At 61.6% G+C, this 25,351-nt stretch carries 15 protein-coding genes; 9 read left to right on the forward strand and 6 right to left on the reverse strand.

From position 1 onward, the window contains the following. Positions 1-116 precede the first annotated feature (116 nt). Entirely contained in the window at positions 117-6,095 is a 5,979-nt protein-coding gene (locus C7S18_RS15010) for a Calx-beta domain-containing protein (RefSeq protein WP_170113284.1), read from the reverse strand. A 772-nt stretch (positions 6,096-6,867) separates the two neighbouring features. Between C7S18_RS15010 and C7S18_RS15015 the strand changes: the two genes are divergently transcribed. The 5 genes from C7S18_RS15015 (at position 6,868) to C7S18_RS15035 (ending at position 13,464) form a co-directional block, all read left to right on the forward strand. Beyond that, complete coding sequence (locus C7S18_RS15015; protein WP_106892336.1) at positions 6,868-7,725, forward strand: DUF6689 family protein; 858 nt, start codon at positions 6,868-6,870, stop codon at positions 7,723-7,725. 213 nt (positions 7,726-7,938) lie between these two features. Next, positions 7,939-8,787: an FHA domain-containing protein gene (locus C7S18_RS15020; RefSeq protein WP_106892337.1), complete on the forward strand. Its 849-nt coding sequence runs from the start codon at positions 7,939-7,941 to the stop codon at positions 8,785-8,787. 14 nt (positions 8,788-8,801) lie between these two features. Further along, positions 8,802-12,047: a serine/threonine-protein kinase gene (locus tag C7S18_RS15025; RefSeq protein ID WP_170113285.1), complete on the forward strand. Its 3,246-nt coding sequence runs from the start codon at positions 8,802-8,804 to the stop codon at positions 12,045-12,047. Further along, on the forward strand, positions 12,044-12,823 hold the full coding sequence (locus tag C7S18_RS15030) for a sensor histidine kinase (RefSeq protein ID WP_240623907.1): 780 nt from the start codon (positions 12,044-12,046) through the stop codon (positions 12,821-12,823). Before C7S18_RS15025 ends, C7S18_RS15030 begins: the two co-directional genes overlap by 4 nt. Continuing rightward, entirely contained in the window at positions 12,820-13,464 is a 645-nt protein-coding gene (locus C7S18_RS15035) for a response regulator (protein ID WP_106892340.1), read from the forward strand. The genes C7S18_RS15030 and C7S18_RS15035 overlap by 4 nt, the downstream gene beginning before the upstream one ends. A 25-nt stretch (positions 13,465-13,489) precedes the next feature. Here C7S18_RS15035 and C7S18_RS15040 read toward each other — a convergent pair whose 3' ends face one another. Continuing rightward, the gene (locus tag C7S18_RS15040; protein WP_106892341.1) at positions 13,490-14,728 is read right to left on the reverse strand and encodes an FG-GAP repeat protein; all 1,239 of its coding nucleotides are present in this window, start codon (positions 14,726-14,728) and stop codon (positions 13,490-13,492) included. 87 nt (positions 14,729-14,815) lie between these two features. Further along, positions 14,816-15,418: a TetR/AcrR family transcriptional regulator gene (locus tag C7S18_RS15045; RefSeq protein WP_106892342.1), complete on the reverse strand. Its 603-nt coding sequence runs from the start codon at positions 15,416-15,418 to the stop codon at positions 14,816-14,818. Positions 15,419-15,508: 90 nt separating this feature from the next. Here C7S18_RS15045 and C7S18_RS15050 point away from each other — a divergent pair, with 90 nt between their 5' ends. The 4 genes from C7S18_RS15050 (at position 15,509) to C7S18_RS15065 (ending at position 21,366) form a co-directional block, all read left to right on the forward strand. Beyond that, on the forward strand, positions 15,509-16,381 hold the full coding sequence (locus tag C7S18_RS15050; RefSeq protein ID WP_106892343.1) for an alpha/beta fold hydrolase: 873 nt from the start codon (positions 15,509-15,511) through the stop codon (positions 16,379-16,381). Between the two features lie 15 nt (positions 16,382-16,396). Then, complete coding sequence (locus C7S18_RS15055) at positions 16,397-18,868, forward strand: acyl-CoA dehydrogenase (RefSeq protein WP_106892344.1); 2,472 nt, start codon at positions 16,397-16,399, stop codon at positions 18,866-18,868. After that, a complete protein-coding gene (locus C7S18_RS15060; protein ID WP_106892345.1) occupies positions 18,868-19,338 on the forward strand; it encodes a hotdog fold domain-containing protein in 471 nt (156 codons plus the stop codon). Before C7S18_RS15055 ends, C7S18_RS15060 begins: the two co-directional genes overlap by 1 nt. Before the next feature lie 426 nt (positions 19,339-19,764). Then, entirely contained in the window at positions 19,765-21,366 is a 1,602-nt protein-coding gene (locus C7S18_RS15065) for a peptide chain release factor 3 (protein WP_106894050.1), read from the forward strand. A gap of 334 nt (positions 21,367-21,700) precedes the next feature. Here the strand turns inward: C7S18_RS15065 and C7S18_RS15070 are convergent, their stop codons facing one another. The 3 genes from C7S18_RS15070 to C7S18_RS15080 all read right to left on the reverse strand — a co-directional run bounded on the left by C7S18_RS15070 (position 21,701) and on the right by C7S18_RS15080 (position 25,302). Continuing rightward, complete coding sequence (locus tag C7S18_RS15070; protein WP_106892346.1) at positions 21,701-22,828, reverse strand: saccharopine dehydrogenase family protein; 1,128 nt, start codon at positions 22,826-22,828, stop codon at positions 21,701-21,703. After that, a complete protein-coding gene (locus C7S18_RS15075; protein WP_106892347.1) occupies positions 22,825-24,396 on the reverse strand; it encodes a GMC family oxidoreductase in 1,572 nt (523 codons plus the stop codon). The genes C7S18_RS15070 and C7S18_RS15075 overlap by 4 nt, the downstream gene beginning before the upstream one ends. 114 nt (positions 24,397-24,510) lie before the next feature. Beyond that, a complete protein-coding gene (locus C7S18_RS15080) occupies positions 24,511-25,302 on the reverse strand; it encodes an MOSC domain-containing protein (protein ID WP_106892348.1) in 792 nt (263 codons plus the stop codon). Between the last annotated feature and the right edge of the window lie 49 nt (positions 25,303-25,351).

Raw genomic sequence — 25,351 nt, forward strand, 5'->3', positions numbered from 1 at the left:
TGCGAGGATACCGCGCCGCGGAACGCATCCGTTACGCCGTCAAACATGGCGTGATGGATTGCTCGATCCGAGGGGCGCGGCCGGTGGCCCGGACCGCGCACCATTCAGAGCCGACGTCAGCGCAGATCAACCGACTGCAAGCGCGTTTCGTCGCCTTCCGATTGAACCGTCCACGTGAGGATCGGTTCGTCGTCGTCCGAAAGCCAGTCGGACCATTCCCACGTTCCCAAGGCATCCCGGCGCGCCAGACGGTACTGAACCAAGTCATTGACCTTACGGGCGTAGACGCGGGCAGCCGGCCCCTGATTGTCTTCAATTTCGAACACCATGCGCGCAACGGGGTCCAGCAACGCACGCAGTGCATCAGTCGGCAACGGCAACGCCTGTTTGCCGAGAAGCTGCGCGCCACCCTCAAAGCTGTCCTGGAAGAGGTATGCCAGGCGATCGATATCGGTCGCCGCATTGTTGCTGACTTGCGGGTCGTCAATCGTGGCGTCGGCAGGCAGGCCAAGCATGGCGGTGTTGCTGATTTCGGACGGGCTGCCTATAACTGTGCCGGCGACCGTTGCGATCACTTGCGCGCCCACCGGAAAGACCGCCAGCGCGAGATCCAGGTTGCCATTGCCGGCACTGAGCGGGCAGCTGACACCGCCGCTGCTGGTGCATGTCCACGTGACACTGCCGAGTTCACCCGGGACCAGATCCACAAGACGAACTTGTGCTGCGGCATCAGGCCCGATGTTGTCCACGATGATCGTATAGGTCAATGCATCACCTGCCACATAGGTCGTGACGGCATCGGTCTTGCTGACGGCCAAGTCACTGAGCGCGTACACCATCGTCTCGACATTGGCGCTGCCTTGCGACGTCGCCGCCAGAAAGTTGCCATCGCTGGACGCGAACTGGGCGCTGATGGTTCGGGGCCCGAGGGTTGCGAACGTCAACGCGCATTCTGGCGTCGCCGTAGGCAGAATCACGCTGCAGGAATCCGCACCACTACTCAAGGTTATGGTGCCGACGGGCGTGCCAGCACCAGGCGCCACAACGGTCAGCTCGACTGCGAACGACGTCGCCTGCCCAATGCGGCTCCGAGCCGGCCCGTGGACGGTCACTGCGGTCGTCGCCGCTGTCACGACATGCGTCACGCCCGGGCTGCTACTGCTCGTATGCAATGCGTTGTCCGGCACATAGCTGGCGACCATTGTCTTGGTGCCAATATTGGTGCTGACCAAATTGCAGGTCGCGGCACTGGTCGTAGCAGTCGTGGCGACCAACACCACGGGACCGCAAGTCGCACTGCCATCGCTGACCGACACGCTGCCGCTGGGAGCGCTGGTCGTGCCACTGACTTGCACCTGCACCGCATACGACTCACCGACCACCGTGGCTGTTGGCGTGTGACTGAGAATTGTGGTGACGCTGGCTTCAGGATCGTCGTCCAGAATGGTGCCAGTGGCGGTGTCATTGCCCAGACTGACATTGCCCACGGCGCTCAGGCCAGACAGGACGACGCTGAATGTCTCATCCAACTCGTCCAGCGCATCATCTTGAATTGTGACGGACACGGTCTGACTGCTGGTGCTGTTTGCGGCGAAACTGATCGGCGCTGCAAAGACCGCGATGAAGTCAGCATTGCTGGCCGTGCCGATCAGGGTATTGGCAGACAGGCTGACACCGGATTGCACCGGGTTGCTCAAGGTCACGACGAAGTTCATCGGCGAGCTGGCCTCGCTCTGCGCCACCGTAAGCGGCGAGAAGCTGACCGTTGCATGATCGTTATCGCTGATCGTGAGCGCGCCGCTGCCATCAATGATCGTGGTGGTACCAACCGAGTTACTGATCGGACCGATATTGACAGTCGCGCTCTCACTCCCCTCGACGGTGGTATCACTTAGAACCGGCACAGAGATTATCTGAGTCAATGCGCCGCCTGCGGCGAACACCAAACTACCGCTTACGCTGGTGTAGTCACTGCCTGCCACCGCGGTGCCCGCACTGACGCTGTAGGGCACCGTAAAAGCCGTCGTGGCGTTGCTCCGAGTGACGGTGAAGACCGCATTGCTGCTGCCGGCATCACCTTCGGTCATCGAGACATCGTCGATGGTGACATTGGCGCCAGCGTTGTTCAGACTGAAATTAACGGGCGTACTGGCGCCCCGAGCGCTGGCGCTGACACTGTAGCTACCGATACTGGCATTGGCCGTAGCCTGACTACTTGCACTGTTACCGCTGATGACGGCATTGACGGGACTGAAGCTGGCACTGGCGCCACTGACTGGCGCACTGAAACTGACCTCACCGCCATTGACCGGTTCACCAACACTGAGCGCAGCGACGCTCAACACCAGCGGATTGGCGAATGCTTGCCCCGGTCCAGCGGTCTGGTTGTTGCCACTGCTCAGACTCAAGCCAAACCCTCGGGATTCGTACGCGCCGATATCGACGGTTCCAAACTGCGGCCGGGCGACGCCGCGCTGGTCCATGCTGGGCGCGCCCGTATTGCTACCCGCATCAATCGCGGGACTGCCTGGCAACAGGGCATGCGTCAACGTGCTGCCAGCATAGCTCCCAAGGGGCGCCAGCAACGCACTGGTATTGATCAAATCACCTGGTCCACCGCCGCCACTAGCATCGTCTGAGAGATTGTTGCCGAGCGAGTTGTTGGTGCCACCGCCGCTACTTGCCACATTCGTGCCGGCGTTGTCGGCGTAGATATTGTTGCGCAGACTGCTGCTGGCTGTGCCAGAGACCACTTGCGTCAACACAGGGCTACCGGCACCGGCGTGGGCCGCCACCGTACTGTTCAGCAGAGTGAGCGTGGCATTGCCTCCGGACTCAGCTTGGATGTGAATGCCCGGCCCAGCACTGCTGGCTGTGTTGTTTGAGATCGTGCAATTGCTGACATTGAGGCTGGTGGCCGCACCCTGTGAACGCGCCAAGATGGCGCCACCCGTCTGCGCCGAGTTTCCAGACAACGTGCTGCGGGTCAGGATCGCACTGCCACCATTCGGCATGGCCAACGCCCCACCGATGCCGGCAGCGCTATTGCCAGACAGCGTGCTGTTGCTGATCACCAACGTGCCGCCGTTGTTGGCGATGCCACCACCACCAAAGCTGCCGGTACTGGCATTGCCAGAGATCACGGCATCCTGCACCGTCAGATCGCCCGCATTCTGAATGCCGCCGCCAAACCCAGCGACGCTGCCGTTGCTGATGTTCAGATTATCGAGCAACACAATCGTCCCGCTGGTGATGTCCAAGATGCGGAAGTTCGGACTGCCTGCCACGCGCGTCAGCGTGACCCCAGCACCGCCGTCGAGGGTGAGGTTCTTGTTGATCGACACCTGCGCCGAGCTCAAGTTGACGGTCGTCACACCCGGTGCAAACGTGATCGTGCTGTTGGCGCAGGCATCGGCAATGATCTGCCGCAGCGAACCGGCACCACTATCGTTGCCAATGCTGACCACCGTGGCCGGACAACTGATATTGAATGCCGTGGAGGTCGCACCCGTCAGACCCGAGCTACTGGCTGACAGTGTGTAGCCGGTACCGGCGTTATTGATGCTGAGCCCCGAGAAGGTCGCGATGCCGGCGACTGCATTGACCGTAGTGATACCAGACAGAGTGCCGCCGGCCGGATTGTTGGCAATCGCCAACGTCACGGCGGCCGTGGTGGACGTGAGGTTGCCAGCCGAGTCCAGAATGCGCACCGTCGGTGCTGGCGTGATAGGGGTATTGGTCAGTGCCGACGTCGGCTGTTGGAGAAACTGCAAGCGATTGTTTTCAGTGATCGTGACCGTATGCGTGCCCGTGGCCGTGGTGTTGGTGCCCGCACTGGTGACGGCACCGAATGCCAGCGAGAACGTCTGATCGCCCTCGCCCAGCCCATCCGAAACGATGGCGGTGTTGACGGTTCGCGTCGCGCCGCTGACGGACCCGGCCGGAAACGTGATCGATGTCGTGCTGAGACTAAAATCGGCTGCGGTCGCCGTGCCGTTGCTCGCTGAGATCGCGATGGTCACCGCATTCTCCAGTGAGCCACCACTAGGCGTTGAATTGATGGTCAGTACCGCAGTGACTGCATGCGGGGTGGTGGTCTCGGGCGCAATGCTTGTTGCGTTCGACCAGGTCACAGTCGCCGTGTCGCTCGCACTGATGCGGACCGTGCTCTGAATCGAACCGGCAGCACCGGTACTAACGTTCACACCGTGATCGAGCACGACATCGAAGAACTCGGCTTCTTCGACCAAGTCGTCATTGATGATGGCTACCGGCACCGTGAGACTTTGGCCCGAGGTCGTTCCGATCGGAATCGCGATGGTCAAGGCGCCGTTGCTGATCGCCGTGTAATCGACATTCGAGGTCGCGGCATTGGCCCCAACCAACTGCACCGTGTAGGCGTCGAACGAACCCGCTATGCCCATACTGCCAGCACTGGCCGTGGTGCCCGTAACCTGAAGGGTGAACGGAACATTGGCGGTACCAACGTTCTCGACGAAACCGGGCGTCGAGCCGGTGATCGTTGCGGTTTCATCGTCGACGATGGTTCGAATGTAACTTGTCCGAGCGCCAAGGCGCACGCCGCCCGTTGGTGCAGACAGAGTCAGTTGCACTGTTTCGTTGTCTTCCAGCACGCTATCGTCAGATATGCTGAAGGCGCTGGCAATTGACAATGCGGCGCCGCTGGCCGTCCCCGCCGGCACCGTCAAGGTGCCGCTCAAGGCGTAGTCGGCAGCCGTTGCCGTACCGCCGGTCACACTGACCGTGACGGTGAACGCAGCGCTGGTTGGGCTGCCGTCTGCCGTGTTCACCACGACGATATTGCCGAGACTGCTGGCCTCCGCGCCGCTGCTGCTGAACGCGGCGAACTGCACGGTCGTTGCTTCGGTAATGGTCACGGTATGCGTGCCCGCGGCCGTCGTATTGGTGCCAGCGCTGGTCACCGCCCCGAACGCTAGCGAGAACGTCTGATCCCCCTCGCCCAAGCCATCCGCGACAATGGCGGCGTTGACTGTCTGCGTGGCACCGCTGACCGACCCGGCTGGAAACGTGATTGAGGTTGAACTGAGGCTATAGTCGGCGCCCGTGGCCGTGCCATTGCTCGCGGAGATCGCGACGGTCACCGCGTTTTCCAACGACCCACCGCTCGGCGAGGAGTTGATCGTCAGCACGGCATTGACGGGGTGCGTGGCGATGGTTTCGGCGGCGGTGCTGCTGGCGCTGACCCAGGTGATGGTCGCCGGGTCGGAGGCATTGATCCGAAGCGTGTGTTGAATGTGACCGGGCGCAATGGTGTCGATGTTGACGCCATGATCTAGCTGCACGTCAAAGAACTCCCCTTCCTCGACCAGCGCGTCGTCAACGATGCTCACCGGGACTTGGAACACTTGCCCGTGCGTCGAACCTACCGGAATGGGGATGGTCAGGGCGCCATTGCTGATCGCACCGAAATCAAGACCAGACGTTGCGGCCGTGCTGCCCACGAGCTCGACCGTATAGGCATCGAACGAACCCGCGATGCCCATGCTACCGGCGCTCGCGGTGGTACCCGTGATCAGCAAAGTGAACGGGGCAAACGCCGTCCCCACGCCTTCGGCTACACCCGATACCGAGCCATCCAGGGTAGCGGTTTCGTCGTTGTTGATGGTGTGCACATGCGTGGTCTGCAGGCCAAGGCCACCAATGCCCGTGGGCGCGGACAGACTGAGCTGCACCGTCTCATTCGCTTCCATGGCGCTATCGTCGATGACGCCAAAAGCGCTGGAAATTGAAAGAGTGCTGCCGTTCGCCGTGCCCGCCGGAATCGTGACCGTTCCTGTGTTCGCATAGTCGCTTGCAGACGCCGTGCCGCCGGTAACGCTGAGCGTTACCGTGAAAGGCGCCGTGGTCGGCTGCCCATCGCCTGTGGTGACGGACAGTAGGTTTTGCAGACTGGCGGCCTCGGCAGTCGCCGTGCTCGCGGTCGCGAACTGTACGGTTGCGGTCGCCAGCACTTGCTTTGTCTGCGCCCCCGATGCCGCGGCTACGAGCGAGCCGCTGCATGCCAAGAGCAGGGCTAAGCCAATCCGATGCGCGGTGTTTGCGATGTTGTTCATGGGTTGACGGCTTCCTGCGTGGGGTGATCGGTACGGCATCTTCGTTGTTGGTTTCCGGCAGCGATGACCTTTGGTTGGCTTCTGCCGCCTGCGTTGGTTCGACCAGCGTGCCGAAACAGTGCTTCAGCGCGCTCCAGTCAGTAGCGCCATGGCATCCAAGCGCGGGCTCTCGCTCCGACCATGACGCCGACGCACCGGTCTCAGTATCGGTGAACAGCGTTGCGAGAAGTTGCAGGAATTTTGCAGAGCGCGCTCCGGTTTGCCAGCAAGCGAAGTCAACCCGCATGGATCGAGGCCTCAGCAGCCGTCCGGCTGCAACATTCGCTCCCCGGTGATCGACGATTCTATTGACCCGGCACGAACGATTCAGCAACTAGCCGCCGGGTCAATAAGGCAAGCCTGGCTGCGATCCGGTCATTCGCGAATCCGCCTGCAGCGTGGGATTGGCTAGGCGCTCAAAACGCACAACGCTGGCTCGATCGGCCGTGGGCAGGTCCAGCGCTTGGCTAATGGTCAGAAGAGGCTCAGGCTTCATCTGCGTCAGAATAAGGGCAGGCTAGGCGCCTTGGCAGATCGCCGCTCGGGTTGCTGGAAGCCCGACCAGAGCCCGCATCGGACAACCCGCATCCGCGAGACGTCCTACCGCGCACGCAGGCGCCTGGGTGTTTTCCCTCACACAATTGAAAAGTTTCCACCAAACGGGGGGGCTCGGTGACCGCTTGCCGGTGACGCGCACTAGACTCGCGACAACTGTCAGAAAGGCCTGTCCCCCGTGTTTGCCTCGAATCGCGCGCGCTCCATCGTTGTCTGGCTGCTGCTTGGACTTGGATTCTCCGGGAGCAGTGCAGCGCTCGTCACCGTGACCATCATCGATGGTGACAAAGCGGATATCGAAGTCGAGTTCCCAGATGGGCAGGGCGACTTTTACAGCATCGATATGGAGATCGAGTTCGAGAATCCGGTCAATCTGACCGTGCCCTGCCTGAACGTCAGTGCCGACCAACTCGATGCCACCGAGATCAGCGCACTGCAAGCGCGCATGCCGGGTGCGCCGGGGCGCTTCGTGGTCGACCCGCTGATTCCAGTGAAAATCGTGGTCGAGCCGCTCGCAAGCTGCAATCTGCAATTCGATAACCAGATTGAGTACGAAGTCCATACCGAAGAACTGACGTTCACGTTTCCGTCGCCGTATCGCCTGATGAAAGCGCCGGTGGGATCGAATTTCCGTGACGTGACGGCCGATGTGCTCGCTGGCAGTATCCGTGCTCGCGGCAGCAGCGGCACGTTCTCGGAGTTTGTGCTGGTTCAGGATCTGGTGCAGGACTACGCCGCCGATGCGGTCGATGGCTTCAACGCCCTGGACGCCAGACTGCGGGCGGGAGACTTGTCGTTGCTGGCCAGTGAAGTGCTGACGGAAGACCTGCGAATCGCCCGTGCCGCCTACGACCGTGGGGCCTACACGGACGCGATCACCAGACTGCAGGCGATGGTTCCCACCACCCGCAGCTTTGGTGGCAGCGCCATTCCGAATCGCTACAGCTCGCAAGGCGGCGTTATTGATGCGGTGGGCGAGATCAAGAGCCTGACGGACGCACTGGTGTACCGCGTCAGACGCGTCGCCAATCTCTGAGCAGGGCGTGACACAGTCCAACCTGGACGGCCAATCGCACACGGAGTCCCGCACATAGCCGGCCCAGCGAAGGCCTGGCCCGGACTCAGTGCCTGATACGGCCGACCCCGCGCTCGGGCTGTCGCAGTCATCAAGCTTTGCATGACCTGTGGCGGTCGGGACTTGTCAGACTGGTCCCCCTGTGCATAAGGTTGGGCTGGTCCAGGAACCGCCATGCCCTTGAGTCTGATTGCCCACGTCCCACTTCAAGCCAGTATCGAGCGCGTGCTCCGAAGCCCTGGTAGTTGGCTCTTGGGCCGACATCCGGATTGCGAGATCAGGCTGGATCATGACTCGATTTCCCGGCGCCATGCAGAACTGACTGGCGATGCGGCCGACGGCTGGCGAATCGAGGACTTGCAATCCAAGAACGGCTTGCGCGTGGATGGTCGGCGCGTTGATCAGTTTGTGATTGCTGGCGAGAGCTATGTCGCGATCGGCGATGTGTTTCTGGCGCTGAACCCGATTTCTGAAGCCGCGGCGAACCAACGCCGGCAGCTGACGGAGCAACGTCGCCATGAAACGTTGCAGCGACCAATCAAACTTGCCGAGCCGGAAAATGCGACGGCGGTTCTGGAAACAATTCTTGCCCAGCTACTTGCGATTTCGGAGTGTCGGCGGGGCGTACTGATTGACGTCCGCGACGATGCGCCAGGGCCGGTCATCATCAACCTCGGCATGGGCGATGCGCCAGAGGCCCGATTCGCGGGCAGTCGCGGGGCGCTGAACCAGGCGGTGCAATCGCGCGCGCCAGTGTTCATGTCGGCGGCACAAGATCCAGCGCAACTCGCGAAGCGCGCCAGCGTGCTGAATGCCGGCATCACGGCGGTCGCGGTGCTGCCATTGCTCGACGCTTGGGGCAAGCTGCTGGCGTTAGCGTATCTGGACACCGACACCCCGGGCCGGCATTTCAACGAGTTGGATGCAGAACTGCTGCGCGCATTTGCGGAGCGCGCCGCGTCCGAGCTCGCGCTGAGCCTCCTTGACCATCGTCTGAACCAGCTCGCCGCGAGCCTGACGTAACGATGGACGAGCCCATGCCGAATCGCGCGCAAGCCGACCTCAAAGCCACCGTCACCGGCATGTTTGCCGTGGCGGAGTTCAGCCCAGGTACCGTGATCGCGGAACGCTTCCGAATTGTCCGCCTGCTTGGGATGGGGGCAATGGGCGTGGTCTACCAGGCTGAAGATGAGCAGCTGAAAGTGCCCGTGGCCTTGAAGCTGTTGCGACCGGAACTTGCTAACAAAGCCGAGGCTTTTGAGCGGTTCCGGCACGAGCTCTTGCTGGCGCGACAGGTTTCGAACCCTCACGTCGTGCGCATTCATGACCTGGTGCAGCACCAGGGCCTGTGGTTGATCAGCATGGACTTTGTCCGCGGCGAATCCCTGGAGGATCTGTTGCTGCGCGAGCGCGTGCTGCTGCCCGAGCGCGCCTTGCTGATCACCCGGCAATTGGCGCTTGGTCTACAGGCCGCGCACCAGAAGCAGGTGGTCCACCGTGACCTGAAGCCTGCGAACGTGCTGATCAATGAACATGGCGACGCGTTGATCACCGACTTCGGCGTGGCGCGCTCGATCGGTGAAACGCGACTCACGCAAAGCGGCATCGTGATTGGCACGCCCGCCTACCTGTCGCCAGAGCAGGCGCAGGCGGCCCCGATTGATGGCCGCAGCGATTTGTACACACTGGGGCTGATGCTTTACGAAATGCTGAGCGGGGAACTGCCCTTTGCGAGCGGTACCGGTTCCGAAGTCCTGGTACAGCGAATTCTGAGGAGCCCGCCCTCGATTCTGACCGTCAAACCAGAACTGCCGTCCTGGCTTGCTGATTTGTTGGCAGCGCTGCTGACCCCTAAACCCGAACAACGACTGCCCAACGCGGAAGCGCTCATTGCCGCGATCGATCAGCGCCGCGCGCGCGCACCGAAAATCGACGACCTCGGCGCGGCGCCATCGGCACGCTGGCCTTGGTTGACTGCAATCGCCGCGGTCGCTGCGGTGGGCCTCGCGGCCGCGCTGTTCTGGCGCGGCGACCAGCGCGCCCCAGACCCCGACAATGCGCCCTGGGCCACGCTGACACTGATGCCGGTTCATGACAATGCGCGCCCGGGTGCGAATACCCCGGATCTGCGCGACCTTAACCGGGTCGTTGAATCAGACTGGATCGATCGCGGTCTGAAGACCATTTCCGTTGAGCAGATCAATCGCGCATTAGTCCGACTTGGCTTTGATCAGGCCAGCTGGCATCGTCATCGCGATGAAGTGTTTGCGGCGTTGCCGAGCCAGTACTTCCTCGAACTCGATATCGACGAAGACCAAGGCCAGCGCGTCTGGGTCGCGCAGCTCTGGCCGGCCGGCGCCAAAGAGCCGAGTTGGACCGAGCGGCTCGCCGAAGCAACCAATCACCCCGATCAGACCGCGCTGAAACTCATCGCCGCAGCCGAAGCCGAGCTTCCAGATCGACCAAAGACGGCGCCCGCACCAAACTTACTGGAGCGCCTGCAACAGTTGGCGCGTCTTTCGGCCCGCGCGCCGGGCGCCGAAGCGGTGGCGGCCACCGACGCGGTCGCAATCGCGCTGGATTGCTCAGAACACCTGAATCAACTGGAGCAAATCGGCGAACGCGCCGAGGCGAGCCGCACAGCGCGCGAGTGCCTGGACCGGCTCCCGAAGACGGCGATAACGGCGACCGTGCAGCGCGCGCGCGCCCATGCGTCGCTTGCTCTGGACGACGCCGACGCGGCCTTGCCAAACCTGCCCGCGACGGGTTGGTTGTCGCCCGAGGCGCAGCGTCTGCGAGCCCGCGCGCTGGCCGATCAAGGTGAACTGGAAGCCGCGCAAGCCGCCGTCCAGTTGGTGCTGAAGGCGGATCCCGGTAACGGACGCGCCTGGTTCGAGTCGGGCAAGTACGCCATCATGGCGGGCGATGCGCAGCGTGCCGTGGACGACTATCTGGTGCGCGCACAAGTACTGGCGAATCGGCTGCAGGACGCGGCATTGAAAGGCGATGTCGCGAATGCTCAAGGCATTGGTTACCGGCGACTGGGCCAGTTGGAGGCGTCCGCAGACGCTTACCGCCAGGCCGCTGGGTTTCACGCTGCCGCCGGCAACCGACGCGGGCAGGCGACCAGTCTGCACAACCTGTCCGCGACGCTGTCGCTGCTCGGCCAGTTCGACGCGGCCGAGCAGTCGTTGCACCAGGCCGAAGAAATTCTGACGCCGATGGGCGATCAAAAGGCACTTGCTGATCTCCGTAACGATTTTGGCCTGCTTGCCGAAGAGCGTGGCGACTACCCCGCGGCACTCGCAGCGCATCGCGAGGCCCTGAGCATGCGCATGCAAAGTGCCGATCAGCGCGCCGTCGCCGAGAGCCTTTTGAATGTGGGCTTTGCCTACTATCAAATGGGGGACTTTGCGAATGCAGAGCTTCACTGGCAACAGGCGAACGAACGCTTTCTGCACGACCAGGATCTGTTCGGGCAGGTTCGCGCTCAGCAAGGTCTGGGCTTGGCATTTGCCGCCCGCGGCCGGTTTGCCGAAGCGCGTGCCGCGTTTGAATACACTTTGAACATGGCCGAAACGAATCAGATGTCAGAAGAGCTCGCCGTTGCGCACGCAGCGCTCGCCGAGCAGGACCGACTCGAGGGCAAGCTCGAATCCGCCCGCACGCACATGCTGGCGGCGCGCGGCGGTTTTGAGTCGCGCTCGGATACGCGCGGGCTGACCGAAATGCACTTGCTTGACGCCCAGTTGCTGCTGGACCAAAACGACCCCAATGCCGCGCTCGCCGTGCTGGCGCCGCTGACCGGCCAGATCGGCAATCGCGAACAGCAGGCCGCCTGGCACCTGCGCCGGGCGGAAGCATTGCTTCGCCTCGACGATCGCGATGCCGCCCGCGCAGCGGCCTTGCAGGCAGTGACCGACGCCGATTTGGCGCACAGCGCGCAGGTGCGCGTCGAGGCGTTGTTGGTGGGCGCCCGCGCAAGCAAGGCAGTCCCTGCTGCCGACCTGTTGCAACGTGCCCGGAATGAGTTGAAACAGTTTGCGAGCGCCAATTTGAGCGCCAAGCTCTACCTGACCAGTCTGGCGCTGAATGCAGGCGCCTGCGCCGACGATTTTCGCCTCGGCGAGACGTTGTTCAGCCGGGTCAGCCTGATCAGCGAGCGTCGCGCTTTCTTCGAAGCCGCCCGCGCGTGTCGACGCCTGACGGCTGATGAACAGCAACGCGCGGCACACGAGGCGCAGACACCAAGCGCAGCGCCCACCAAAGCGCCCGATGCATGATGAGTCACGACGCCGACCGCGCTGATCTGCTCGCCCAACTGCGGCAATTGCAGGCCGACCAGGCTCGGATCCGAAACACGCTGCTCGAACGCGATCGACGCTTCCAACATTTGGCGCGATCGGTGTTCCGGGTGACCGAGTCCGAACGCCGACGCTTGGCTCGGGATTTGCACGATGGGGTCGGGCAGAAGTTATCCGCTGCGATGCATCGGCTCAGTCAATTGCAAGCGAACCCTGCGCTCACGGTGCGCGAACACGCTGACCTCGATGCGTTGGCCGCGTTGGTAGCCGACTGCCTGCACGATATCCGCAATCTGTCGCGGCTGATGCGCCCGCAGATTCTCGACGATCTCGGGCTCGTTCCGGCCTTGCAGTGGCTGTTCCGGAGCTTTCGTGAGCATCACGGCCTCGACATCACCGACGATATTCAGGAGCTTGGTCTGGCGCTCGATGACGATCTCAATACCGTCGTCTTTCGCCTGATCCAGGAAGCGCTCAGCAATGTTGCCAAACACGCAGGAGCCAGTCAGGTGGTCGTCCGACTGGCCCGAAAAACGAGTGCCATTCATGTGTTGATTGCCGACAACGGCCGCGGCTGCGACATCGAGCAGGCTTTAGGGCAAGGCAGTACCAGCCAGAGCACGGGTTTGTCTGGCATGCAAGAACGCGTGCACTTGTTTGGCGGCACGATTCAGTTTCACAGCGCGCCCATGGACGGCATGCAGATTCGTGTCAGCATACCGCTTCCGGATGCTGCCAGCCCTGTCGCGCCATGAAAGTCATACGTGTTGTCGTCGCTGATGATCACACCATCCTGCGCGAGGGGGTGGTCGCGCTGCTGCAAGCGAGTCCGGAGTGCCAGGTCGTCGGCCAGGCGCAAGATGGCATGACCGCAGTCGAATTGTGTCAACAGGTCCGTCCGGATGTGCTCGTCCTGGATTTGTCGATGCCCAAACTCAATGGGCTCGAAGTCCTGCGACGACTCACTCAGGACATGCCGCATCTGCGAATCCTGGTACTCACCATGCACGCCGAAGAAGAGTACGTACTGCATGCCGTGCGCGCAGGTGCCGCAGGCTTTCTGCTCAAGGACAGTGCCGGCTCCGAATTGCTGAATGCCGTCAAGGCGCTCGCTCAGGATCGCGGCTATTTCGGTCCCCATGCAGCGCGCGTCATGGCGCAGCAAGTGCAACGCCCGGGCGTGTCGCTGGAAGATCCGTACCGCGGGCTGACCCCACGCGAACGCGAGGTGTTCCACTTGATCGTCGAAGGTCAGACCACCAAGGAGATCGCGCGTCGACTGGAAATCAGCGCCAAGACCGCCGAGAACCATCGCTCCCGCGTGCTCGAAAAAATGGATGCGCGGAACACGGCTGAGCTGATCCGCTACGCCGTCAAGCATGGGTTGATGGATTGAGTCGCGCGCGGGCCGGCAACCGGTCTCAAGGGCAGGCGATGCTCTCTTCAAAGCTGCCGTCGGCAATCTGATCAACTGCATCGAACCACGCCACGGCCCCTTGCTGCTCCAGACTGATGTTTCGCCCCGGCGCCGCGGCATACAGATACGAACCCCATGCCGCCAAGCGCCAGCCGGTCATATCGCCAGGCAAGGGATTGCGCAGCGCGGGCACGGTGGCAGGGCTAAGCGTTCCGGCGGTGTCACGTAGCAGCACGAACGCGCCACAACTAGGGTTGGTGTTCAGCGCCGTAAACGGCGCGCCAACCCACACATCATTGCCGTTCAATTCGAGATTCCAGCCAAAGCGCTGTTTGGCGATGGGGGTCGGTGGGCCGGTGTTGCCCGCGGGCGCCCAGGATCCACTCGGACGCTCGAACCAGAACACGCGGCCCAACCCAGAAGCCGCACCGGGTGTGCCGACCACCAATCGGGTGGCGCTGAGCGCGACGCTCCGTCCAAACAGATCCCCGTTCTGGGCGGTGCTCGATACCAGCTTGGCTTCGGGCGACCAAAGGCCGTTGGCGCGCGTAAACGTGTAGACCGCGCCGCGTGCATAGGGCGAACCTGCACCCAGCCCGCCGTCAAACGGCGCCCCCACGCTGATCCGATCGCCTTGCACCGCAACCGCCATCCCAAACCCATCGCCAGCAAGACCATCCCATGCGTAGAGTTCGAATTGTTGGACCCAACTGCCACCATCGCGGACAAACACGAACACGGCCCCGCGATTGTCGTTGTCGCCGGGCGCACCGATGACCAGCGTGTCGGCATCCACGGCCAGCGCAGTACCGAAGCGATCAAGGGGCTCGCCATCGAGCGCCACAAGCGCCGCGACTGGCACTACCACGCCTTGCGCTGCCCGATTGAACGCGTACACCACCCCACCGTTCTGATCCGGCGCGGACACAAACAGGTCGGCACCAGCAACCGCCACGTCGTGACCAAAGTGATGGCCTGGATCGAGCGTCAGATCCGAAAGTCTCGCCTCTTGAATGCAACGCCCGCCACCGCAACGGAACACATAGGCGGCGCCGGTCTGATCGGCCTCACCGGGCGCGCCGGCGAGCATCAGATTGTTATCGGCGCTGACGGCATAACCGAACTCATCGGCCACGCCGGTGGCACCGACGATGAGTTGCAACTCGCCAGCAGCAGCAGCGGTGCTGACCATTAACAGGCCAGCGGCAATCCATTTCACACAGGGCAGGAGCGGCGTCTTCATGCTGCCATTAGGCGCGTTGGCACCGACTTGGGCAAGTCGACTCTGGGGGTTTTCCCCTGATTGCGTCGTGAAAAATTGCGCCCGCTTTCAATTGCCCGAGTTGGGCGTGGGCGGAATCAGTGTTTCCGCCACGTGCTGCACATACTCTTCGTATTCCTCGGTCGTCATGCGCGGCAACTTCATTTGCAGCATCAATTGCAGGAACCCGACATACGCGGCGTACGCAAGGCGCGCCCGATTCATCGATTCGCGCCGATTCAGGCCGAGCGCCCGATACGCGAGTCCAAGAAACGCGATGCGCTTTTGCGACAAGCGCTGCATGATGGGCTGCACAATCGGATGATCGACCTGATTCAGCAGCGCACTGTAAATGACGTGGGAGCGCATTTCCCGACTCGTCAGCACAAAGAGCTCGCGCAGGCGATCGCCGGGGTCGGCAATATGCTCCAACGGGTCGAACACACGCTGCTGGTCCGAGGCTTCCCACTTCTCCAGCGAGGCTTTGATCAGGGCCTCCCGGGACGGAAAATGCCAATAGAAGCTGCCTTTGGTGACGCCGAGCCGCTTTGCCAAGGGCTCCACGGCCACCGCAGCAAGTCCTTGTTCGGCAATGACATCCAGTGCGGCCTGCTGCCAATCCTCAGCAGTCAGTCGGGGTTTGTCTTGACTGGCGCTGGTGCTCATCAACATGGTCGTGGACAAAAAGTGACGATACCATCAGCCTAGCACCATACGCAGGCGTATTGACAAACAAACGTTTGGCCGACCATACTCTGCCGTATGGTAGCCCTATCTGCGATCGCTGAACGCTCCAATCTGCCCTCAGCCTGGTCGCTGAAGACCGCTGATGGCGCCGACTTGCACGCTGATCATTGGCCTGGCGGCAAGCGCCCCTTGCTGTTCACGCATGGGCTTGGGCAGTCGCGGATGTCTTGGACAACGGCGGCTTCAGCCATGGCCGAAGCAGGTCACACCGCGCTCGCTTTGGACTGGCGCGGTCATGGCCGCAGCCACTGGAATCCAAGCGAGACACCGTACAGCATCGAACAACTCATCCACGATGCGGAAGCGTTTGCAGCCGCCCAGGCCGAGCCGCCGATCTGGATTGGCGCGTCGATGGGCGGTTTAGCCGGCATCGCGGTTGCGGCCCGCCATCCAGGCTTGCTGAAGGCCTTGGTGCTGGTCGACGTGACGCCTCGTTGGGAAGTCGCCGGCGTGCAGCGCATCCTGGGCTTCATGCGGGCGTTTCCGGATGGATTTGCGACTCTAGAAGCCGCGCAAGACGCAGTTCAACAGTATCTGCCACATCGCGCGCAAAAGTCCGAGCCCGAGCGGCTCGCCAAAATGCTGGTGCCGATGCGCAATGGCCGTTTGCGATGGCATTGGGATCCGCGTCTTTTGGACGATTTGGGTGCCAGTGGCGAGCGCGAAATGCACTTGCTGCTTGAGGCAGCCCGCACCCTGTCGCTGCCCGTATTGTTGATCAGCGGCAGCAAGAGCGATGTGGTCTCCGACCACACCATCACCGAATTTCTGGAACTGGTGCCCCACGCCGAGCACCGGGTCGTTCGCGATGCCACCCACATGGTGGTCGGCGACGACAATCAAACATTTACCGAGCATCTCACCGATTTCCTCGATCGCCACGCCTGAACGGAAGGAGTTGTCATGGCCATTGCGCTACCCATCCTCGCTGTATTGCTCACCACACTGATCAGTGCCTACCGGCGCTTCAGTCTGGCTACCTGGACCTTGTTCAGCGCGATCGCCATTGGCGCCGCAGCGGCTGCTACTTGGCCGAATTGGCTGCCAAGCGCCATTGTCGGCGGCGTGTTCGCACTGATCGCACTGATCACCAACGTCAAACCACTTCGCCGTTTGCTGATCTCGGGCCCGTTCCTGAAGGTCTATCAGACGATGACACCGCAGCTGTCGGAGACCGAGAAGGTCGCACTCGAAGCCGGCACCGTGGGCTGGGAAGGCGAGCTGTTCTCGGGCCGCCCTGACTGGAGCAAACTGAAGAGCCAGCCAAAGCCGCAGCTGACCTCGGAAGAACAGGCCTTCCTGGATGGTCCGTGCGACGAGCTTTGCCGTTTGCATGACGATTTCGAAGCCACGCATCACCGCGCCGATCTGTCGCCGCAGGTTTGGGATTACCTGAAAAAGAACAAGTTCTTCGGCATGATCATTCCGAAGCAGTATGGCGGCCTCGGCTTCTCGGCACTCGCGCATCACGCCGTCGTGCAGAAGTGCGCGAGCTTGTCCGGCACCCTGTCGTCGACCGTATGTGTGCCGAACTCACTCGGCCCGGCTGAACTACTGCTGCACTACGGCACAGAAGATCAGAAGAACCATTATCTGCCGCGCCTTGCTCGTGGCGAGGAAATTCCCTGCTTCGCGCTGACGAATCCGTATGCGGGTTCTGACGCCACCTCGATTCCGGACTTCGGCATCGTGTGCAAGGGTCAGCATCAGGGCCAGGACGTGCTCGGCGTGCGCCTGACGTTCGACAAGCGCTACATCACGCTGGCGCCGGTCGCGACGGTCGTGGGTCTCGCGTTTCGTCTGCATGATCCGGATAAGCACTTAAGCGATGTCAGCGATCGCGGCATCACACTGGCACTGATTCCGCGTTCGACACCCGGCCTCGAAGTCGGCCGTCGTCACTTCCCATTGAACGTGCCGTTCCAGAATGGCCCGGTGCGCGGCAAGGACGTGTTCATTCCACTGAGCTATTTGATTGGCGGCCCGGAATACATTGGCCAGGGCTGGCGCATGCTGGTGGAATGCCTGTCGGTCGGCCGCGCGATTTCGCTGCCGTCGAGCTCGGCGGGTGGCGTCCGCATGGGCGCCGTCGCAACCGGTGCCTATGCCCGCATCCGCAAACAATTCCAAATGCCGATCGGCCGCTTTGAAGGCGTCGAAGAAGCGCTTGCCCGCATTGGCGGCAAGGCTTATGCCACAACGGCCCTGGCGCGCATGACCGCGGCTGCCGTGGACCTCGGCGAAAAGCCGGCCGTGCCCTCCGCGATTGCGAAATACCACGCAACCGAAAACGGCGCGACGGTCGTCAAGGACGTCATGGATATCCATGGCGGCAAGGGCATCATTCTTGGCCCAAGCAACTATGTTGGCCGCGCGTATCAGGCCGCCCCGATCTCAATTACGGTCGAAGGCGCGAACATCCTGACGCGCAGCATGATCATCTTTGGCCAGGGCGCGATCCGCTGCCATCCGTATGTGCTGAAGGAACTGCACGCGGCGCAGGAAGCTGATCCGAAGACGCGCCTGGTCGAATTCGACAAGCAACTGTTCGGCCACATTGGCTTTGCGATCAGCAATGGGGTCCGCGCATTCCTGCTCGGCCTCACGCACTCGCGGCTCGCAAAGGCCCCGATGGGCGACGCGACGACTGCCAAGTTCTATCGCAAGATCACGCGGTACTCGGCCACGTTGGCTCTGGTTGCTGACACGGCGATGCTCACACTGGGTGCGCGCCTCAAAGTCAAAGAAAAGCTCTCGGGCCGTTTGGGTGACGTGCTGAGCCAGCTCTACATCATGAGCGCGATGCTGAAGCGCTACGAAGATCAAGGCCGTCCAACGATGGACTACCCGATGCTCGCGTGGGCAATGCACGATGCCGTCTATGCGATCCAGAATGCGCTCGATGGCGTGCTCCGCAACTTCCCGATCCGTCCGGTTGCGTGGGCGCTGCGCGCGCTCGTGTTCCCAATCGGTCTCCGTGAACGCGCACCGGGCGATCGCTTGGGCCATCGTGTCGCCACGTTGCTGATGTCGCCAAACGAAGCGCGCGATCGCCTGGCTGAAGGCATCTACCTGACGCCGAACGCCAACAACCCAGTCGGTCGCATGGTTGCGGGGCTGCCCAAAGTGATCGCGGCGGAACCGGTTGAACGCAAGCTGATGAAAGCGATCAAGGCTGGCCAGTTGAAGGCGCTTGAGTTTGGCGCGCAGATCGACGAAGCGCTGCAGCAAGGCATTATCACTTCGGCTGAGCGCGAACTGTTGATCGAAGTCCGGGCCATTACGCACGAAGTGATCTCGGTCGATGACTTCGATCCGTCGGAACTCGAATCAGCGGTGGACCTCGACAAGCCCAAGCTAAAATCGGTGGCGTAATGAATCCGGTACTCGCTCAATACGAAAAGATGAAACGCTGGCCGCTGGGCGAGTGGCTGTTCGCCCGTGCGGTGTGCGCGCGGGCGCCCTACTTCGGCTCGATCAAGCCGAAGTTTCTGGAGCTGAAACCGGGCAAGGTGGTCGTAAAAATCCAGAATCGCCGCTCGGTTCAGAACCACATCGGCACCATTCACGCGATTGCGCTCTGCAATGCGGCGGAGATGGCTGCTGGCGTGGGCATGGAAGCGTCGCTCCCCAAAGATTGGCGTTGGATCCCAAAAGGCATGACGGTTCAGTATTTGGCCAAGTGCCAGATCAGCGCGACGGCGACGGCAACGTTTACGTTGCCGGAATCCGTGGAAGGCGGCTACGACTGTATCGTCGCTGTGGCGATCACGGACGAAGATGGCACGAAAGTCGCGCATGCCGACATCAATATGTATCTGACGCCAAAGCCCAAGAAGGCCTGAGCACTTTTGGCGCTGCTTTATGCGTCGCTCAGAATTCAGCCAGATGGCGTTGCCAGACAATCGCAAGTAACCCCCTCCCCAGCCCTCCCCCGCGATCGCGGGGGAGGGAGCCGGCTCCCTCTCCCACGCGAGTGGGAGAGGGCTGGGGAGAGGGCTACTTGCCACAATGTGCCGTCGTAAGAATCGCGCATCGTCGCTAATAGTTTGATGCGCGAATAAGCGCACCAAAGGGGCAGCTGGACTCCCACGCGAGTGGGAGAGGGCCGGGGAGAGGGCTACTTGCGCCAAGTCAGCACCAACAGCCGAGCCATCGAAGCCATTCGATGCCGGTAAATCCCACCCAAAGCCATCCAGATGCCCAATCCCTCCGCCCCTGGCATAATGTCAGGCTGAATGCGCCCACCTGGCGCGAATCGCGGCTATTCCATGAGCATCCATCTGACCGAAACGGCGCGTCGGCGCACGTTCGCCATCATCTCGCATCCGGACGCGGGCAAGACCACCTTGACCGAGAAGTTGCTCCTGTTCGGCGGGGCGATTCAGATGGCGGGCAGCGTCAAATCGCGCAAGGCGGCGCGGCATGCAACATCCGACTGGATGGCGCTCGAAAAGGAGCGCGGCATTTCCGTGACCTCTTCAGTCATGCAATTTCCGTACGAAGACAGGATCGTCAACCTGCTCGATACCCCCGGCCATGCCGACTTCTCGGAAGACACGTACCGCGTGTTGACGGCGGTTGACTCGGCGCTGATGGTGATTGACGTCGCCAAGGGCGTCGAAGACCGCACCATCAAGCTGATGGAAGTCTGCCGGATGCGCGACACGCCGGTCATGACGTTCATCAACAAGCTGGACCGCGAGGGCCGTTCGCCGATCGACCTGCTCGATGAAGTCGAGTCGGTGCTTAAGATCGCGTGTGCGCCGATCACGTGGCCGGTGGGCATGGGCTCGCGCCTCAAGGGCGTGTATCACCTGCTGGACGACGAAGTGCATTTGTTCGAATCCGGCAAGAACTTCACCCGCCAGGATTCCACCATCTTGAAGCTCGACGATCCGACGCTGGAGAGCCGGATTGGCGCTGAGGCGCTGCGGGAACTGCGTGACGAGCTCGAACTGGTTCGTGGCGCCTCGCATCCGTTTGATCACGCCGAGTATTTGGCGGGCAAACAGACACCGGTCTTCTTTGGTTCGGCAGTCAACAACTTCGGCGTGCAACTGTTGCTCGACTTCTTCGTCGCGCACGCACCCGCGCCGAAGGGCCATGCCACGCAGTCGCGCTTGGTGCAGGCGACCGAAGACAAGATGAGCGGCTTTGTGTTCAAGATTCAGGCCAACATGGACCCGAATCATCGCGACCGCGTGGCCTTCATGCGCATTTGCTCAGGCCACTACGAGCAAGGAATGAAAGCGTTTCAGGTTCGTACCGGCAAGGACGTGAAGTTCTCGAACGCGCTGACCTTCATGGCCTCCGACCGCGAAATCGTCGAGCGCGCGTACCCGGGCGACGTCATCGGTCTGCACAATCACGGGACGATTTCGATCGGTGACACCTTCACCGAAGGCGAACCCATCGTGTTCACCGGCATCCCGAACTTTGCGCCCGAACTATTCCGCCGCGCCCGCTTGAAAGATCCTTTGAAGATGAAGCAACTGACCAAAGGCCTGGCGCAGCTGAGTGAAGAAGGCGCGACCCAGTTCTTCAAGCCAATCATGTCGAATGACCTGATTCTAGGCGCCGTGGGCACGCTGCAGTTTGATGTGGTCGCGTATCGCCTGAAGGACGAGTATGGCGTGGACTGCCTATTCGAAAATGTGCAAGTCGCGACGGCGCGCTGGATTGTCTGCACGGACGAGAAGAAGTTGCAGGAGTTCAAGGACAAGCAGGCGATGAATCTCGCGCATGATGCTGCGGGTCTGCTCGTCTACATTGCGCCCACCCGGGTCAATCTACAGCTGACCCAGGAGCGCTGGCCAGACGTGCAGTTCCATGCGACCCGCGAGCACGCGCACGCGGTGGATTTGGACTGACGGGCAAGCCGATCCAGAAGTTTTGGGAGCGGCTTCTGTGGGAGCGGCTTCAGCCGCGAACCAATATTGCCTCAATGCATGGTTACCGCAAGACCGGTTCGGGCCTGAAGGCCCTCCCACAAGCATTTGGCGAACTCGCGACAAGATTGGTTCGAGCCAGCGTTTATTGTAGGAGCGGCTTCAGCCGCGAACCAATCTTGCCTCAATGCATGGTTACCGCAAGATCGATTCGGGTCCGAAGGCCCTCCCACAAGCATTAGTCGAGCTTGTCGGCAAGAATGGTTCGGAGCGGCGGTTTTTGTGGGAGCAGCTTCAGCCGCGAACCAATCTTGCCTCACGATCGGTTTTGAAACCGGATCCCAATCGCCCGCGCTTCCGCCTCGAACTCGGCATAGGCCAACACCCTATCCGCGGCGCGAGCACCCGGCTCTGGCATCCGGCCATCCCGCAATTGTTTCGCAAGAATGCGTGCCGCCAAGGTTGGCACATTCGGGCCCAAACCATGCTCAGCGACCAGATCAAACTGACGTAGACATGCATTACCCTGCTGATCGATGCCAGACATGCATACCTGCATCCCCCCGCAATCACTACCCAGCGGAATTAACCAGTCTGAGCACCATTTCAACAAACTGGCCATCCGCGCCAATGGCAGTAGCCGCCAGCGCGCCAAACCAGCCAGCAGCCACAGTCCGACATGCAACAGACTGAGCTCCAGTCCGGCAGTCAGACGAAGCGTCTGTAGCGTCGGGAACTGACTCGGCAGAAACGCCAAATCGGGCAGATCAACATCACTCTGCCAGCGTTTGCCAAGGGGCGTTGCAAACGCTCGCCGATGCAATCCGAACCAGCCTCGCGTCGTTGCCATTCGGCCGTCGCGCCAACATGGCATCGGCTTTCCGGTGTAACTGAGAATCGCCGCGATCGTTGCCAACCCACGTTCAGTACGATTGCCCGGCGCAATCGCTACATCGATCTCGCGAACCTCGCGAAGATCTGCCGCGAGCGCACCGACCACGGCACCACTCAGCGCAGGAACCGTGCTCGCCCCCGAGAGAACCACACACCCAGCGTTCTTGGCATCCGCATCGAGGTCGCTGATTCCCGCAACAAACGCGCGCGCATCGGCCAAGTCAACGTAGTGCACGCCCGCCGCGAGACAAGCCCGGGCGACACTATAGTCCTGTTCTTGAAACGGACCGGCACAGTGAATCAGCATCTGCACACGATGTTGGTGCAACTTTGTGACCAGCGCAGCGTCAGCGACGTCCAGTTGCAGCACATCAAGCGTCGATTCCGGATGCACCGAGATTGCTGCCGCGAGCCGTTGCAGCGGTTTGATCCGACGTGCAGCAAGCAAAATATCGAAGCCTGGCTCTGCGGCTAGTCCGCGCGCGAGCAACGCTCCAAACAACCCACTGGCGCCGAGGATCAAGATCCGGGTCGGCGCCGCCTGATTCATGCGTTCAGAATCAAATCCGCTGCCTTTTCGGCAATCATGATCGTCGGCGCGTTCGTGTTGCCGGACACGATCGTCGGCATGATCGACGCATCCACAACGCGCAGGCCCTGCACGCCATGAACCTTGAGCGCCGAGTCCACGACCGCATCATGCCCTTGACCCATCTTGCAGGTTCCGACCGGGTGATAGACCGTCTCGCACTTTTTGCGCAGGAAGGCCAGGATCGCTGCATCGGAGTCATCGTTGTCGCCCGGAAACATCTCGGCGCCACGATACGGCTCAAATGGTTTGCTATGCGCGATCTTGCGCGACGCGCGTACCGCTTCAATCAGGGTCGCCCGGTCTAATGGATCCTGCAGATAGTTCGCGAAGATGCGGACCTTGTCCTGTGGATCGGCCGAACGCAACGACACGTAGCCACGGCTCTTCGGCTGCAAATGGCACGCGTGCATCGTGAAGCCGTAACCTTTGATGCGATTGCGGCCATGATCATCCAGAATGGCCGGCACGAAATGGAACTGAACGTCGGGTCGTTCATCGGGTGCGTGCTTCGAGCGAATGAAGCCGCCAGCCTCGGCGATGTTCGACGTACCTGGTCCGCGTTTGAAGAACGCATATTGCAGCGCGATCACCGCATCGTTCGTGCGGTCGTATGTGATCGGCTCCTTGCAATGAAAGATCGTGCACGCATCAAGATGGTCGTGCAGATTGCGACCGACGCCCGGCAGGTGCACATTGCTCGGAATGCCAAACGCTTTCAGGGCTTCACGATCACCGATGCCAGAAAGCATCAGGAGATGCGGCGAATTCAGGGCGCCGCCACTGAGCAAAATCTCGCGCGATGCCTCGGCACGTTGCAGATGCCCTTTGTACAGATACTCAACCGCCACGGCCCGGCCCTGCTCGATCTGCACACGTTGTACCTGCGCGCCGGTCATGATCGTCAGATTCGAGCGGCTTTCGGCGGGTCGCAAATACCCGGCTGCCGCGCTGCAGCGCTGGCCGTTTTTCTGAGTTACTTGATACAAGCCGAAGCCGTTCATCGACGCGCCGTTGAAGTCATGGTTGCGGCCATAGCCCACACTGTCGGCCCCTTCGATGAACACCGTCGACAGCTTATTCGTATAGCGCAGGTCCGCGACATTCAGGGGCCCGCTGCCACCGTGATACCCGTCGGCACCGCGTTCATTGGTTTCGGACTTGCGGAAGTAGTGCAGAACATCCTGATACGCCCAGCCGGGATTGCCGGCTTCGGCCCATTGGTCGTAGTCGCGCTTGTGACCACGGATGTAACACATAGCGTTGATCGAGCTCGAACCGCCCAAGACTTTGCCGCGTGGCCACCAGAGTCGACGCTGATTGAGCTCCGCCTCCGGCTCGGTTTCGTAGTCCCAGTTCACGCCTTTGCGATTGACGAGTTTCGCAATCCCGGCCGGCATATGGATGAACGGATGCCAGTCGCGCGGCCCGGCTTCCAAGAGCAGCACACGATTGCCGGATTGCTCACTGAGGCGGTTGGCCAACACACAACCCGCCGATCCTGCGCCGATAATGATGAAGTCGTACATGTCGCTTCCTGAGCTGATTCGCGAGTGTCGGCGCAGGCGATTAGAGCAATGACTCCAGCGTCTTGAGCGTTGGCAGCGGCATGCGCAAAATTCCGTTTCGTGGGGGCATTTGGCCTAGGCGAGCGGTTCGATGGGATCGTCAATGCGAATCAATCCACCGCGGCGAACCAACGCATTCATGCCAAACGTCACGCCTTTGGGCCCCCGCCGGTATTGGATCAGCGACCGGAGCGGCTCACGCTCGGGATGTGGTTCGGCAGTGATCGGATCGATGGTCGTCAGAACGCAGCGAACGCAAGGTTTGACGAGTTCCAACTCGCATTCACCAATTCGGAGGCGACGCCACTGATCCTCAGCATGCGGCGCTGTCGCGCTGATGACGAGGTTCGGACGAAAGCGCCGCATCGACAGTGCCAAACCGGCGCGCGCCTGCAGTTCATCAAGTGACGCGTCCGAGACGATCAGAATGGGATAGCCGTCGGCAAATGACACGGCATCGCCGGCCTGCGCGTACTGCGGATCGACTGCACGCGGGCTGGGATCCGGCACAAACACCAGTCGTGCGGGCCAATCCAGGTGGGTACCGAGCCAAGCCTGGGTGTCGGCCGCACAGAGCAGCGCTTGGAACGTATCGTCCCAGACCGTCACATCCAGCGTGTCGGCCCCCAATTGGGCGCGATGCGACGCGCCGTTCGGCGCCACGAGCAACAGGCTGCCATCGTCATGCCAATGTGCCCGCCAGTGCAGCAAGGCGGGCACTTCGCGCGCCGAGACAAAGCGGTCGTTGGCATCGATCAGCATGAAGCGGCGATCACCCTTCACACCAAGATCATGTAATTCCGCAGCGTCGAGTAGTTCGCCGCCAAATGATTTGACCGGGTGTCGATAGATTTCGAGCAGTCTCATGCAGCAATGATGGCATTGCCGAGCCTGGGCTGGCTACACTCGCCGCTTC

Origin of the sequence: Ahniella affigens (genome assembly GCF_003015185.1) — a bacterium.
GTDB classification, from domain to species: domain Bacteria; phylum Pseudomonadota; class Gammaproteobacteria; order Xanthomonadales; family Ahniellaceae; genus Ahniella; species Ahniella affigens.

Bases quoted from the DNA above. Each gene is read 5' to 3' on its own strand.
- C7S18_RS15010 (WP_170113284.1), bottom strand. From the start codon at position 6,095: ATGAACAACATCGCAAACACCGCGCATCGGATTGGCTTAGCCCTGCTC.
- C7S18_RS15020 (WP_106892337.1), top strand. From the start codon at position 7,939: ATGCCCTTGAGTCTGATTGCCCACGTCCCACTTCAAGCCAGTATCGAG.
- C7S18_RS15025 (WP_170113285.1), top strand. From the start codon at position 8,802: ATGCCGAATCGCGCGCAAGCCGACCTCAAAGCCACCGTCACCGGCATG.
- C7S18_RS15030 (WP_240623907.1), top strand. From the start codon at position 12,044: ATGATGAGTCACGACGCCGACCGCGCTGATCTGCTCGCCCAACTGCGG.
- C7S18_RS15035 (WP_106892340.1), top strand. From the start codon at position 12,820: ATGAAAGTCATACGTGTTGTCGTCGCTGATGATCACACCATCCTGCGC.
- C7S18_RS15040 (WP_106892341.1), bottom strand. From the start codon at position 14,728: ATGAAGACGCCGCTCCTGCCCTGTGTGAAATGGATTGCCGCTGGCCTG.
- C7S18_RS15045 (WP_106892342.1), bottom strand. From the start codon at position 15,418: ATGTTGATGAGCACCAGCGCCAGTCAAGACAAACCCCGACTGACTGCT.
- C7S18_RS15050 (WP_106892343.1), top strand. From the start codon at position 15,509: ATGGTAGCCCTATCTGCGATCGCTGAACGCTCCAATCTGCCCTCAGCC.
- C7S18_RS15055 (WP_106892344.1), top strand. From the start codon at position 16,397: ATGGCCATTGCGCTACCCATCCTCGCTGTATTGCTCACCACACTGATC.
- C7S18_RS15060 (WP_106892345.1), top strand. From the start codon at position 18,868: ATGAATCCGGTACTCGCTCAATACGAAAAGATGAAACGCTGGCCGCTG.
- C7S18_RS15065 (WP_106894050.1), top strand. From the start codon at position 19,765: ATGAGCATCCATCTGACCGAAACGGCGCGTCGGCGCACGTTCGCCATC.
- C7S18_RS15070 (WP_106892346.1), bottom strand. From the start codon at position 22,828: ATGAATCAGGCGGCGCCGACCCGGATCTTGATCCTCGGCGCCAGTGGG.
- C7S18_RS15075 (WP_106892347.1), bottom strand. From the start codon at position 24,396: ATGTACGACTTCATCATTATCGGCGCAGGATCGGCGGGTTGTGTGTTG.
- C7S18_RS15080 (WP_106892348.1), bottom strand. From the start codon at position 25,302: ATGAGACTGCTCGAAATCTATCGACACCCGGTCAAATCATTTGGCGGC.